Genomic DNA, 12,724 nt, shown 5'->3' on the forward strand with positions numbered 1-12,724 from the left:
CTCCGGCACTCAGGCGTTGATTTCGTTGCGACGGCGCAGGGCGCTGGCGATGACCATGACCAGGATCGACAGGCCGATCAGCAAGGTCGAAGCCACGGCGATCACCGGACTCAGGTCCTGGCGCAGGGTGGTCCACATCTTCACCGGCAGGGTCTGCAGGTCAGGGCTGGCCATCATCACGCTGAGCACCACTTCATCCCAGGACACCAGGAAGGCGAACAGTCCGCCGGCGATCATGCCGGGGCGGATCGCCGGGAAGGTCACCTTGAACACCGCCTGCAGTCGCGAGGCGCCACAGATCACCGCTGCATCCTCGATCGACTGATCGAACAGCTTCAGCGAGTTGATGATCGAGATGATGGTGAAGGGCAGGGCGACGATCACATGGCTGACCACGAAGGCGAACAGCGTGCCGGTGTAGCCGAGCTTGAGAAACAGCGCGTAGACCGCCACGGCGATGATCACCAAAGGCACGATCATGGGCAGGGTGAACAGACCGTAGAGCATTTCGCGCCCGGGGAAACGCCCACGCACCAAGGCGAAGGCGGTGGGCAGGCCCAGGGCCACGGCGGCGATGGTGGTGAGCACGGCGACCTTGAGGCTGGCCAGGGCGGCGTCCATCCACTCGGGGTTGGAGAAGAACTGGGTGTACCACTTGACGGTCCAGCCGGGCGGCGGGAACACCAGCCACTGCGAGGAGCCGAACGACAGCAGCACGATGAACACCACCGGCAGCAGCAGGAAGGCGGCGATGATCCCGGTGGTCAGGTACAGGCCCGTGCGCAGCGGACGACCCATGGCGTTGGGGGACAGGAGCATGACGGATTACCTCGCGTTGCCGACCGGGGATTCCGGCTGCAGCTTCAGGTACAGGTAGAAGAGCACCAGGGTGATGGCCACCAGCAATGCCGCCGCGGCGCTGGCCAGGCCCCAGTTCAGGAACGACTGCACCTGCTGGATGATGAACTCAGGCAGCATCATGTTCTGCGCACCGCCCAGCAGGGCCGGGGTGACGTAGTAACCGAGCGACATCACGAACACCATCAGCGCACCGGAGAACAGCCCCGAGCGGCACAGCGGAATGAACACCCGCCAGAAGTTGGTCCAGGGGCTGGCGCCGCAGATCGAACCGGCCTGCAGCACCATCGGGTCCAAGGCCTGCATGGTCGCCTGCAAGGGCAGGACGATGAACGGGATCATGATGTAGCTCATGCCGATCACCACGCCGGTGAGGTTGTGCACCATCTCCAGCGGGGCGTCGATGATGCGCAGGGCCATCAGCAGCTTGTTGACCACCCCCGAGCCCTGCAGCAGCACCAGCCAGGAGTAGGTGCGCGCCAGCAGGCTGGTCCACATCGACAGCAGCACGATGTTCAGCAGCCAGCGGCCCCAGCCACGCGGCACCAGGGTGATCGCCCAGGCCAGCGGAAAGCCCAGCAGCACGCTGATCAACGTCACCAGGCCGGCTACCGAGAAGGTGTTGAACAGCACCCGGGCGTAGGCGGAGTTGGCGAACAGTTGTTCGTAGTTGCCCAGCCCCGGCACCGGCTCCAGCACGCCGCGCAGCAGCAGGCCGATCAGCGGCACGAAGAAAAACAGGCCGAGGAACAGCAGCGCCGGCAGCAGGTTGCCGCTGCCCCGCCAGCGCTGGCTCAGGGGCACGCGGCGCAAGGCCGCCCGCGGGGTGCCGGGGTCGGCACCTTGGGCGTTATGCAGGGCATTGATGGCGACTTTCATTTGACCAGCCACTCGTTCCAGCGCGCGGCGATGGCCTGGCCGTTCTTGGCCCAGTAGGCGAAGTCGAGCGTCACCTGATCCTGGGCGTGGGCGGTCGGCAGGTTAGGTGCCAGTTGCGGGTCCAGGCGCTGGATGCTGTCGAGGTTGACCGGAGCGTAGGCGGTGGCGTTGGCGAAGTCGGCCTGGCCTTTGGCACTGCTGGCGTTGGCCAGGAACTTCATGGCCGCGTCCTTGTTCTTGGCGCCTTTGGGAATGACCAGGAAGTCGGCCATGACCAGGTTCTGTTTCCAGCTCACGCCTACCGGCGCGCCGTCTTGCTGCAGGGCATAGAGCCGGCCATTCCAGAACTGCCCCAGGGTCGCTTCGCCTGAGGCCAGCAGTTGCTGCGACTGGGCACCGCCGCCCCACCAGACGATGTCTTTCTTGATGGTGTCGAGCTTCTTGAAGGCGCGGTCCAGATCGAGCGGGTAGAGCTTGTCGGCCGGGACGCCATCGGCCAGCAGGGCCAGCTCCAGCACGCCGGGGCTTGGCCACTTGTACAGGGCGCGTTTGCCAGGATAGGTCTGGGTGTCGAACAGCGCGCTCCAGTCCACCGGCTTGTTGGCGCCGAGCTTGCCTTCGTTGTAGCCGAGCACGAAGGAGAAGAAGAACGAACCGACGCCGTGGTCGGAGACGAAGCGCGGGTCGATCTTGTCGCGCTGGAGGGTGTTGAAGTCCAGCGGTTCGAGCAGGCCTTCGCTGGCCGCGCGCAGGGCGAAATCCGCTTCCACATCGACCACGTCCCACTGCACGTTGCCGCTTTCGACCATGGCCTTGAGCTTGCCGTAGTCGGTGGGGCCGTCCTGCACGACCTTGATGTTGCTGCTCTTGCTGAAGGGGTCGGCCCATGCCTGTTTCTGGGCGTCCTGGGTGGTCCCGCCCCAACTGACGAAGTTCAGGCTGTCGGCGGCCTGGGTGGTCTGGCAGGCCAGGGACAGCAGGCTGGCGGACAGCACTGCGGTGACGCGTTTACTCAACAGCATGGTTACGCCCTCGTGACTTTTGTTATTCGAGGCGGGGCTGTGTCGCGCCCGCCCATTGTATTCGGGAGCCGCTATTTGGAGTGGAATCTGGCCGTGGTGTGAGTGTAGGCACGGCCGGTAGCATTAAGGTCTACGGGATATCATATTATGGTATTCCAAACTTTTCGCAAGAGGGAGTTGGCGACCGGCCATCACTGCGTCACCCCCTCACGCGAGCATAGTGGGCTCGAATGGCACGCTCTCCACGACTTCCAGTTCATACCCGGCCAGCCCGGCATATTTGAGCGGCGGCCCCAGATGGCGCAGCTTGCCCACGCCCAGGTCCTGCAGGATCTGCGCCCCGGTGCCGACCTCCGAGTACACCTTGGTTTGCCCACGCTGGTACGGCCGAGGCGCCTGGGTGAGGTGCGGCACCCGTTCGAGCAGGGCCTGGGACGATTCGTGATTGGCCAGCACCACCACCACACCGCTGCCTTCGGCGGCCACCCGTTGCAACGCCGCCCACAAGGTCCAGTTGGCAGGGCCGGCATACTCGGCGCCGACCAGGTCGCGCAGGGGATCGATGACATGCACACGCACCAGGGTCGGTTGCTCGCGGTGGATCTGGCCCATGACCATGGCCATGTGCACGCCGCCTTCGATGCGGTCCTCGAAAGTGACCAGGCGGAAGGTGCCATGCACGGTCGGCAGTTCGCGTTCGCCGATGCGTTTGACGGTCTGCTCGGTGCTCAGGCGGTAGTGGATCAGGTCGGCGATGGTGCCGATCTTGATGCCGTGCTGTGCGGCGAAGCGCTCCAGGTCCGGGCGCCGCGCCATGCTGCCGTCGTCGTTGAGCACTTCGACGATCACCGAGGCCGGGGCGAAGCCGGCCAGGCGCGCCAGGTCGCAGCCGGCTTCGGTGTGGCCAGCGCGGGTCAGCACACCGCCCTCGCGGGCCCGCAGGGGAAAGATATGACCGGGCTGCACCAGGTCTTCAGGGCGGGCATCGGCGGCCATGGCGGCGGCCACGGTGCGCGCCCGGTCGGCGGCGGAGATGCCGGTGGTGACGCCGCTGGCCGCCTCGATCGACACCGTGAACGCCGTGCCAAAGGCGCTGGCGTTGCTGGGCACCATCTGTTCCAGGCCCAGGCGTTGGCAGTGCTCGTCGGTGAGGGTCAGGCAGATCAGCCCGCGTGCTTCGCGCGCCATGAAGTTGATGACCTGGGCGTTGCAGCATTCGGCGGCGATCAGCAGGTCGCCTTCGTTTTCCCGGTCTTCATCGTCCACCAGCAGGACCATCTTGCCCTGGCGGTAGTCTTCGAGAAGTTCTTCGATGCGGTTGAAGGCCATGTTGCACGCTCGCGATGATCGGTGAAGTATTGTGGTATACCATAATACATAAATCACCCTAAGAGGAGCGCGCTGGATGAAGGCCTATTGGATCGCCCACGTAGAGGTCACCGACCCGCAGCAGTATCAGCAGTACACCCAGCGCGCGCCTGCGGCGTTCGCGGCTTACGGCGGACGTTTTCTGGCCCGGGGGGGCCAGAGCGAGGCGTTGGAGGGAAGGACCACGCCGCAACGCAGCGTGGTGATCGAGTTCGATTCGTACGAGCAGGCGTTGGCCTGCTATCGGTCGGATCTCTATCAGGACGCCTGCCAGTATCGGCACGGCGCGGCCATGGCCGAGGTCATCATCGTGGAAGGGTTCGAGCCGTAGCGCCCACAGCGGCCGCCATCGACCTGAAAGATCGATTGGATTTCATATTCAGTACCAGGCGATCAGGACCGCGAGTGGCCCTGATCGCTCGGCGTCAGGCGTGTGCCAGGGTGCGCTCAGGGCTCACCGGGCGTAGCCAGGTGCTCAGGACCAGCAGCAGCCCGGCACCTATCGCCATCACTGCCCAGGCCCAATGCAAGGAGCTGAGTTGGTCGCGTACCACCCCGGCCACCACGGGCATGCTCGCGGCGATGAGGTAGCCGCCGCCTTGCACGAAGGCCAGCAGCGATCCGGCTTCGGCCGGCGAGCGGGCGCGGTCGAGGGTCACGATCAGCGACAGTGGGAACAGTGCGCCGATGCCCAGCCCCAGGCACAGCACGGCCAGCAGGTACAGTGTCAGCGGCGCGGTCATCAGGCACAGCAGGCCGCCGATCAGCAGCAGGATCACCAGTGCCAAAGGCCGACGGCGATCCGGATAACGGTGAATCAGCGCCGACACCAACAGCCCGGCGATGACCTCGGTGATCGTCAGCGCGCCCAGCAGATAACCGGCGCTTCTCGCCGGCCAGCCCAGCTCGACGAAGAACGGTGGCAGCCAGGCCAGCACCAGCGTGTAGGCCCCGGTGCCGATCCCGAAGAACACCAACAGCAACCAGGCACGGCCGCTGCGCCAGGGCAGTGCAGCGGCCGACGCCTGGCCGTGTACATGGCCGGCCGCCAGCAGCCAGGCGATCAAGGCGATCATCGCCGGCAACGCGGCATAACCCAGGGTCAGGTTCCAGCCCAGCATGCCGGCGCTGGGTGCGGCCAGGGCTGCGGCCAGCGCCGCCCCGGCCATGATGCCCGTGGTGAACAGGCCCATGAGCATACCGGCGCTGTGCGGATGATTGCGCTTGATGTAGGCCGGCATCAGCGACTGGATCACGGCGATGCCGACCCCGCCCACAGCGGCGCTGGCGATCAGCGCGGCGGACGACTCGACATAGGTGCGCACCGCGCAGGCCGCCGCGATCAGGGTCATGCCCATGGCCACGCCCCTGACCTCGCCGACCCGGCGTTGCAGCCACGGGCCGGCGAGGGCGAACAGGCCCATCATCATCACCGGCAGCGTGGTCAGCAGGCCGCCCTGCAGGTTGCTCAGGCCCAGGTCGGCCTGCAGCACATCCAGCAACGGTCCGATCGAGGCCATGATCGGCCGCAGGTTGATGCCCACCAGCAGCGCCAGGACCACCACGCAGGCTTTGGAAGGGGTATCGCCCATTTCAGTGCAACTCCTGCAGGAAACCAGAACGTGCCCGGTGGGCTGCCGTGGCATGGGAAACGTTGAAGACATGAGGGTGACCTGCAAGGGTATTGAGGTGTACGTGGGCACTGTCCCGAGAGAGCGGTCGAGCGTATTTCGAGGCGATCGGCGCGCTGTCGACGCGCAGGTCGGGTACGATTGCGCGGCGCCCCAGGCTCAGCGGCACCGCCAGCGCATTGCGCCCAGGCCGGTCGGTAGTGCCCCGGCCGCGCGGCAATCGCGCAGTGACGCCGGACCCGGCGTGAATGTCGCGATCGCGATTTCGGTCGTGTTCGAAGAACGCCATGTCCTCTCCCGGTTCATAACTCGTGCATATCAAGATAACTTAACGTTAAGATACTTGGGAAGCGCCAGGTGATGGCAGGGATATGGCCCATACAGTTCAGGGTGAACGAACGGTGACGCAATGAAAGATCATGTCGATTTCGTCGTCGCGCAGTGGGCGCAGGCGATGCCCTCGGTGGACGCCTCGTCCATGGAGGTGTTCGGGCGCATGGCGCGCCTGCAGAAGCACCTGGAGCGCCGGCGCGGCGCGGTGCTGGAACAATACGGTTTCAAGGAGGGTGAGTTCGATGTAATGGCGACGCTGCGCCGTGCCGGTGCGCCCTATCAACTCACGCCGACCGAACTGTACAACTCACTGCTGATCACCTCTGGGGCGATGACCAACCGCCTCAACCGGCTCAAGGACGCCGGCATGATCGAACAACTCCATGACGCCGCCGACAAGCGCAGCTACAAGGTGGCGCTCACCGCCCAGGGCCTGCACAGCATCGAGCAGGCTGTCGGCAGCCATACCGCGCTGCAGAACCAGTTTCTCTCTTCCCTGGCGCCGGAGGAGCGCGAGGCGTTGGCACGCATGCTCAAGCGCATGCTGGCGGCGCTGCCCGAAGATGGCGAACCCATCCCATGAATCCCATTGGCGAGGAGACCTGTGCGTGCTGCACAGCAATTACCTGAAGCAGCTCGACCTGCAGGACATCGTGGTGTTTCTCAACCTGCTGGAACACCGCAGCGCCAAGCGCACGGCCGAACTGATGAATGTCAGCCAACCGACCGTGAGCTACTGCCTCAAGCGCCTGCGCGGATGCTTCGACGACACCCTGTTCGCCTCGTCGCAAGGCTTGCTGCAGCCCACGGCCAAGGCAGAAAAGATCGCCCCGTACCTGCGCGTGGTGATCGAATCGGTCAACCGCTGCGCCGAAGCCGATGCATCCGCCGATGGGGTGGCCATGCCACGGATCTGGCGTCTGTGCGCGCCGGAGTACTTCGAGTTGGCCTTTCTGCCACGGGCCTTGGCCAGCCTGTCGCGCAGCCATGCCAACACCTCGCTGCACCTGGAGCGGCTGAGTCGCGACCTGCCGGTGGATCGGCTGATCGCTGGTGATATCGACCTGGCCATCGGCTTTGGCCCCAGCTACCACCAGTTGCATCCGGAACTGCAATGGCAGCCGGTGCTCAGTGACGGATTCGTCTGCTTGACCAGCGAGCGGGGCCTGGCTCAGCCGGGGGTCATGAGCCTGGATGAATTCTGTCAATCGGCGCACGTTTTTCCCACGCCGTGGATCTCGGAAAAAAACATGGTCGATGGCTGGCTGGAGAAGATCGGTCGCACCCGCAACGTGCTGGTGCGCGCCAATGGCTACCAGGCCTGCGTCAACATACTCGCGGCGGTGCCCGCCACCGTGTCGCTGCCGGCGCGTCTGCTCGCGCACTTGCGTATCCCCGAGGGGGTGATGCAATGCCAGCCGCCGATGGGCTTTCCGGTGTTCACGGTGGACATGATCTGGTCGCGCGACCGCAGCCTCAGCGGCGACGTCGCCAGCCTGCGCAGCCTGATCCAGGATGTGGCGAGCGAGTTGCTTCGGGCCAGTTGAGGCGCTGACGAACAAGGACTACAGGTGCTCAGGATGAGTGAACCGAAAATGAACAACCCCCTGTCGTGCGCCCCGACCACCGTCGGCGCAGGCACGTTCCCTGTTGCGCAGAGGGTTTTAATTTTTGATCAGGGCTTTCGGTTTCTTGAAACCAGCCCACCCGGCATTTCCCCTACCTTGGTCTGGTCAGGCGGTGGATCGCTCGCCTGTCTGTAATCCATTTCCCAAGGAAGATGTCAGATGCTGGCCTATACACAACCGAGAATCCTACCCTTCTACCGGCAGCCCACCCCGTGCTACGGCTTCGAGTGCATTCATGCCGTCGAACCGGGACTGCGCGTCTTCGACTCGATGAGCACGGCGGACCTCTATGAGGATCTGGCCCACAGCGGCGCGGTGATCTACCGCGATTTCGCCGATTCGCTCGAGCACTTCAACGACTTCGTCAGCGCCCATTCCTCGCGCGTGACCTTCGATCCAGCACGCCAGGCGGCCACGACCAATACCGCCGAAATCGACGCCGGCGTTCACGAAATGGGTCTGCACCGGGAGAACGGCAACCTGCCGTTCAACCCTGACCTGCAGTGGTTCTACTGCCTGGAGGCGGCCGCCGTCGGCTCCGAAACCACGCTGTGCGACGGCGAGCGGGTGCTGTTCGACCTGTCGCCGACTACCCGCAAGCGCTTCCAGACCCAGCCCATCCGCTACGCCCGGCGCATTCCCTGGCACAACGTGCGACGGTTCCTGAGCATCGAGTTGCAACTGCCGCTGGAGAGCATCACCGACGAGCACCTGGAGCAGGTCAACCAGCAGGTGGCCGGCCAGACCTATCGGCGCATCGACCAGAACCTGATCGCCTCGCAACTGATCATCAGCGCCGTGGAAACCAGCGCCTTCAGCGGCCGTCAGGCGTTCTGCAACTCCATGCTCGGCCCCAGCGTCAACTACGAGCCGCCGCGCATCACCTGGGCTGACGGCGAGGCCATCGCATTGGAGATCTGGGACGAAATCAAGGAAGTGACTGCCCGCAACACCTACAGCCACTTCTGGAAAAAGGGCGACATCATGGTCGTCGACAACACCCGGGTCATGCATGGCCGTCGCCGTCTGGACGATCTTGCTCGGCGCATCTTCGGCGCCCAGAGCTACCGTCTGGCAGGAGCCGAGCAATGATCAGCCAGATGATGCAACGCTACCTGGCCAGCACCCCTGATCGCGTGGCGATCCGCGAAATGCACGGGCGCAGCTACACCCTGCACGGCCTGCGCGACGACGTGCAGCGCTTGGCCGATGCCCTGCAAGCGCGGGTCGGCGACTGCCAGCGCAAGGTCTTCGGCATCGCCATGCGCTCGAGCTATGAGTGGGTCTACACCCTGCTGGCGATCCAGAAAGTTGGCGGTGTGCTGTTGCCGGTGCCAATCGAGTTCTCCGACGACCAGATCGGCAGCTTGCTCGGCAAAGCAGCGGCGGTGTTCGTCAGCGATCATGGCACCGCCCGGCGTCTGCAACGCATCCTGCCGGAAAAACCCAGCTTCATTCCCCGCCAGTTGATGGCGCAGGGGCCTGGCGAGCCCTGGACGCAGGACGACGAGTTGCTGCCCGCCGGCATCGTCTCGGTGATTCATACCTCCGGCACCACCTCGCGGCCCAAGGGCGTGATGATCCGCGACGAAGCGGTCGGTCTGCTGGTGGACAACGTGTTCAAGCGCCTGCCGCCGCAGCCGCTGCACTACTTTTCCATCGTGCCCATGAGCCTGCTGATCGAACAGGTGCTGGGGGTGTTCATTCCACTGCTTTCCGGCGGCAGCCTGACCCTGATGCCCGAAGGGGTGGCCGAGTACGGTGCGGCCAGCGGCAATGCCCGTCACTACCTGGAGTTGATCGCACCGAACCGGCCCAACTTCCTGTACCTGCCGCCCAAGTTGCTGGAGGAGGCCAATCTGTTGCTGGAGCAGGGCGCCAGCGTCGAGCAACTGTTCGGTCCCGGTGCGCCACACATCATCACCGGCGGCGCGAGGATGCCTGCCAGTGTGTTGCACGCCCTGGACGCGCACGGGGTGCAGGTGTTCGAGGCCTACGGCCTGAGCGAAAACTCGTCGATCATCTCGCTCAATTCTCCCGCCCAACGCCGCATCGGCTCGGCCGGCACGCTGCTCGACGGCATCGAGCCGAAACTGGTCGATGGCGAGTTGCTGGTGAAGACCCCGACCCTGTGCGCCGGCTACTACAACGCCGACGACACCGCCTGCGACCTGTCCGACGGCTACTTGCACACCGGCGACATCGCCGAGTTGCGCGAGGGTTTCCTGTACATCACCGGGCGCAAGAAGCACGTGATCATCCTCTCGACGGCGCGCAACATTTCGCCGGAATGGGTGGAGAACGTCTACAAGGAGAGTCCGCTGATCGACGACATGATCGTCATGGGCGAGGGCCGTGACGAGCCGTGCGCGCTGGTGCTGAGCACTGCCGACGAGGCGGCCGTACGTAACGAGATGACCCGCCTGGAGCCACGCCTGGCTGATTTCGCGCGGGTCAGGCGGCTGCGTGTGATCGACGAGATCGCCACGTTCCGTGAGCGCTTCTACACCGTGACCGGTCGCCCACGCCGGGCCGAGATCGAAGCGCACTTCATCGACCGTTTGTACACCTAGGACAGGACGTCAGCCATGTACATCGTGCGCAATTTCTACAAGGGACGTCCCGGCTACCGTTGCCTGCAGGAGGCGGTGCGCGCCCACTACCTCAAGCACTACGACGCCACGCCTGAGCCGCAGCCGGACCTGTTCGTCTGCCTGACCGGCTCCAGTGGCGGTGCGCCGGGCTATGCCTGCGCCGGCATCAGCTACGGCGATTCCGGCAAGCTGTTCAGCGAGTACTACCTGGATACGCCGCTGGATCAGCGCTACGCGCTGGACCGCGGGCGTATCGCCGAAATCGGCGCGTTCGCCTCGTTCCAGAGCGGCAGCGGTGCCGGCAAGTACTTGCTGGACAACGTCATCCGCACCCTGGCCTTGCGCAATTTCGGCCTGGTGGTGCTGACTGCCACGCCGCAGGTGCGCCAACTGCTGGCGCCCATCGTCGATAACCTCGACGACCTGGGCGCGGCCGATCCCCGGCGGGTCAAGGATCCCGCCGTCAACTGGGGCCGCTACTACCAGCAGGCACCGCGAGTATTGGCTTCGCGCCTGTCCTCGCCCAGTGCCTGGCTGAAAGCGCCGACCCTGCTTTCACCCTCACCGCAGCACGCCCCAACGGCGTCTGTCTGACCCATGAGCAGACCGGGCTGGAGTGCCCGGTCTGTCGGAGAGCTTATGCACGCCACCAAGCGTTACGAAAACTTCATCGTGTTCCTGGCCCCGCTGGTCAACAGCCTCGGCGGCATCGCCATCGACCTGTACGCGCCGAGCCTGCCGTCCATCGGTCGCGAACTGGGCGCAGGCCCGGCGCTGATGCAAAACACCATCACCATCACCTTGCTGTTCTATGCGCTGGGGCAGTTGTTCTTCGGCATCATGGCCGACGCCCGGGGCCGGCGCCCGGCGGTGCTGCTCGGGCTTGGGGTGTTCCTGGTCGGCAGCCTGCTGGCGACCGCCGCCACCTCCATCGAGATGCTGCTGTTGGCCCGCGCCCTGCAAGGCTTCGCCATTGGCGCCTGCCAGGTGGTGGCGCGCGCGGTGCTGGTGGACGTGGTCAAGGGGCCGCGTTTCTACGTGGCGATCATCTACCTGAGCCTGGCCTTTGGCCTGGGCCCGGTGATCGCGCCCTATATCGGCGGCTTGATGGAAGTGCACTTCGGCTGGCGATACAACTTCGTGCTCTACGCCGCCTATGCGCTGCTGGTACTGACGTTCGTGGTCGCCGGGCTCAAGGAGTCGCTGCCCGTCGAGTCGCGGCGCCGTCCGTTGCAGACGCTGGGCGGCTACCGGGTGATTCTGGCCGACCGAGGCTTTCGCGCCGCCGTCGTGGTGCTGGGCTCGAGCTTTTCCGCGTTCCTGCTGTGGAACGTGTTCGGCCCGCACATCGTGCAGGACGTGCTCGGCCACGACGCCCACTACTTTGGCAGTACGGCCCTGGGCGTGGGCTGCTGCTACCTGACCGGCACCTTGGTCAATCGCGCGCTGATTCGCAGGCTGTCGCCGGACACCCTGATGTGGAGCGGGCTGGCGCTGTTCCTCGGCGGCGTACTGTGCATCACCGCCGCGCCCCAGGCCTTGAGCCTGACGCCGCTGCTCGGTGGCATCATGCTCATCGCCTTTGGCCAGGGCTTCATCTTCTCCAACGCCATGGCCCGCTCGATGGCGCTGTTTCCCGACCGCGCCGGAGTGGCGGCGAGCCTGCAGGGTTGTTTGATGCTGGTGTTCGGCTCGCTGGCCTCGGCCAGCGTCAGTGGCCTGGACGTGGAAAGCAACCTGGCGATCGCCGGGGTGTTCGGCGTGCTGCTGCTGGTGTCCCTGTCGGGGATGGTCGGCGCGCGGGTGGCCCGGCAGGCGTCGTTGGCGTAAGGCTGCGCGCCCTGCGCGTGCAGGGCGCGATCGACCGACTAGACCGGTTCCACTTCCTGCTTGTACAGGCGCATGCCGCGTGCCTGGTAATTGGCCAGGGCGGCCGGGTGGTCGAGGCTGCAGGTGTGCAGCCAGACGCGTCGAGTGCCCGGCCAGTTCCAGGCGTCGCGCAGGGCCTGGCTCAACAGGGGGCCACCGAAGCCTCGGTCGAGGAACTGCGGCGCCAGGCCGAAATAGCGAATCTCGACGTTCTCGCCATCAGGCCGTTGCAGCTCGTAATACCCGGCGATGGCCCCGCGGTGGTAGGCCACCCAGGTACGGTGGCACGCCTGACCGATCTCGGCCTGCCATTGTTCGTCTGTCCAGTGGTCCAGGTCGGTCCACGACCAGTCGCTACCCACCAGTTGGTAGAGAAAGCGATTGAACGCCGGCTGTACGATTTCGCACTCGACCACGTTCAGATCGTCGCGTGCTGGCTTGGCGCGCAACTGGTCAGGGGAAGTCATCTCCAGGTAGTAGACGGTCTGGGTATCGGTCACCGGCGCAGCTCCAGGTCGTGGGCAAGGCCGCTAGCGTACCTG

14 protein-coding genes are annotated in these 12,724 nt (G+C 65.1%); 7 read left to right on the top strand and 7 right to left on the bottom strand.

Annotation, left to right across the window (positions count from 1 at the left end; genetic code table 11):
* Positions 1 to 9: 9 nt before the first annotated feature.
* The 4 genes from NJ69_RS06450 to ribBA all read right to left on the bottom strand — a co-directional run bounded on the left by NJ69_RS06450 (position 10) and on the right by ribBA (position 4,088).
* Complete coding sequence (locus tag NJ69_RS06450) at positions 10 to 819, bottom strand: ABC transporter permease (RefSeq protein WP_029614066.1); 810 nt, start codon at positions 817 to 819, stop codon at positions 10 to 12.
* A 6-nt stretch (positions 820 to 825) separates the two neighbouring features.
* A complete protein-coding gene (locus NJ69_RS06455) occupies positions 826 to 1,737 on the bottom strand; it encodes an ABC transporter permease (protein WP_039577260.1) in 912 nt (303 codons plus the stop codon).
* On the bottom strand, positions 1,734 to 2,759 hold the full coding sequence (locus tag NJ69_RS06460) for a polyamine ABC transporter substrate-binding protein (protein WP_039577262.1): 1,026 nt from the start codon (positions 2,757 to 2,759) through the stop codon (positions 1,734 to 1,736). The genes NJ69_RS06455 and NJ69_RS06460 overlap by 4 nt, the downstream gene beginning before the upstream one ends.
* 207 nt (positions 2,760 to 2,966) lie before the next feature.
* Entirely contained in the window at positions 2,967 to 4,088 is a 1,122-nt protein-coding gene (gene ribBA / locus NJ69_RS06465; protein WP_039577265.1) for a bifunctional 3,4-dihydroxy-2-butanone-4-phosphate synthase/GTP cyclohydrolase II, read from the bottom strand.
* A gap of 76 nt (positions 4,089 to 4,164) precedes the next feature.
* Here ribBA and NJ69_RS06470 point away from each other — a divergent pair, with 76 nt between their 5' ends.
* Positions 4,165 to 4,458 carry a DUF1330 domain-containing protein gene (locus NJ69_RS06470; RefSeq protein WP_029614062.1) on the top strand — a complete coding sequence of 98 codons (294 nt, stop codon included), beginning with the start codon at positions 4,165 to 4,167 and terminating at the stop codon, positions 4,456 to 4,458.
* A 94-nt stretch (positions 4,459 to 4,552) separates the two neighbouring features.
* Here NJ69_RS06470 and NJ69_RS06475 read toward each other — a convergent pair whose 3' ends face one another.
* Both NJ69_RS06475 and NJ69_RS22615 read right to left on the bottom strand, forming a co-directional pair.
* Entirely contained in the window at positions 4,553 to 5,719 is a 1,167-nt protein-coding gene (locus tag NJ69_RS06475; protein ID WP_039577268.1) for an MFS transporter, read from the bottom strand.
* Position 5,720: 1 nt separating this feature from the next.
* Positions 5,721 to 6,047 (bottom strand): hypothetical protein, encoded by a 327-nt coding sequence (locus NJ69_RS22615; RefSeq protein WP_155290519.1) that lies wholly within the window; start codon positions 6,045 to 6,047, stop codon positions 5,721 to 5,723.
* 120 nt (positions 6,048 to 6,167) lie between these two features.
* On the opposite strand from NJ69_RS22615, the gene NJ69_RS06485 reads away from it, so the two are divergent.
* The 6 genes from NJ69_RS06485 (at position 6,168) to NJ69_RS06510 (ending at position 12,143) form a co-directional block, all read left to right on the top strand.
* Positions 6,168 to 6,674 (top strand): MarR family winged helix-turn-helix transcriptional regulator, encoded by a 507-nt coding sequence (locus NJ69_RS06485; protein ID WP_029614061.1) that lies wholly within the window; start codon positions 6,168 to 6,170, stop codon positions 6,672 to 6,674.
* Positions 6,675 to 6,699: 25 nt separating this feature from the next.
* Positions 6,700 to 7,638: a LysR family transcriptional regulator gene (locus tag NJ69_RS06490; RefSeq protein WP_039577274.1), complete on the top strand. Its 939-nt coding sequence runs from the start codon at positions 6,700 to 6,702 to the stop codon at positions 7,636 to 7,638.
* A gap of 240 nt (positions 7,639 to 7,878) precedes the next feature.
* Entirely contained in the window at positions 7,879 to 8,811 is a 933-nt protein-coding gene (locus tag NJ69_RS06495; RefSeq protein WP_052192017.1) for a TauD/TfdA family dioxygenase, read from the top strand.
* A complete protein-coding gene (locus NJ69_RS06500; RefSeq protein WP_039577277.1) occupies positions 8,808 to 10,292 on the top strand; it encodes an AMP-binding protein in 1,485 nt (494 codons plus the stop codon). The genes NJ69_RS06495 and NJ69_RS06500 overlap by 4 nt, the downstream gene beginning before the upstream one ends.
* A 15-nt stretch (positions 10,293 to 10,307) precedes the next feature.
* A complete protein-coding gene (locus NJ69_RS06505; RefSeq protein ID WP_052192019.1) occupies positions 10,308 to 10,907 on the top strand; it encodes a thermostable hemolysin in 600 nt (199 codons plus the stop codon).
* A gap of 45 nt (positions 10,908 to 10,952) precedes the next feature.
* Entirely contained in the window at positions 10,953 to 12,143 is a 1,191-nt protein-coding gene (locus NJ69_RS06510; protein WP_039577280.1) for a multidrug effflux MFS transporter, read from the top strand.
* 38 nt (positions 12,144 to 12,181) lie between these two features.
* Here NJ69_RS06510 and NJ69_RS06515 read toward each other — a convergent pair whose 3' ends face one another.
* Positions 12,182 to 12,682, bottom strand: a complete 501-nt coding sequence (locus NJ69_RS06515; protein ID WP_155290520.1) for a GNAT family N-acetyltransferase — start codon at positions 12,680 to 12,682, stop codon at positions 12,182 to 12,184.
* Positions 12,683 to 12,724 lie beyond the last annotated feature (42 nt).

Source organism: Pseudomonas parafulva (genome assembly GCF_000800255.1).
GTDB lineage: Bacteria > Pseudomonadota > Gammaproteobacteria > Pseudomonadales > Pseudomonadaceae > Aquipseudomonas > Aquipseudomonas boreofloridensis.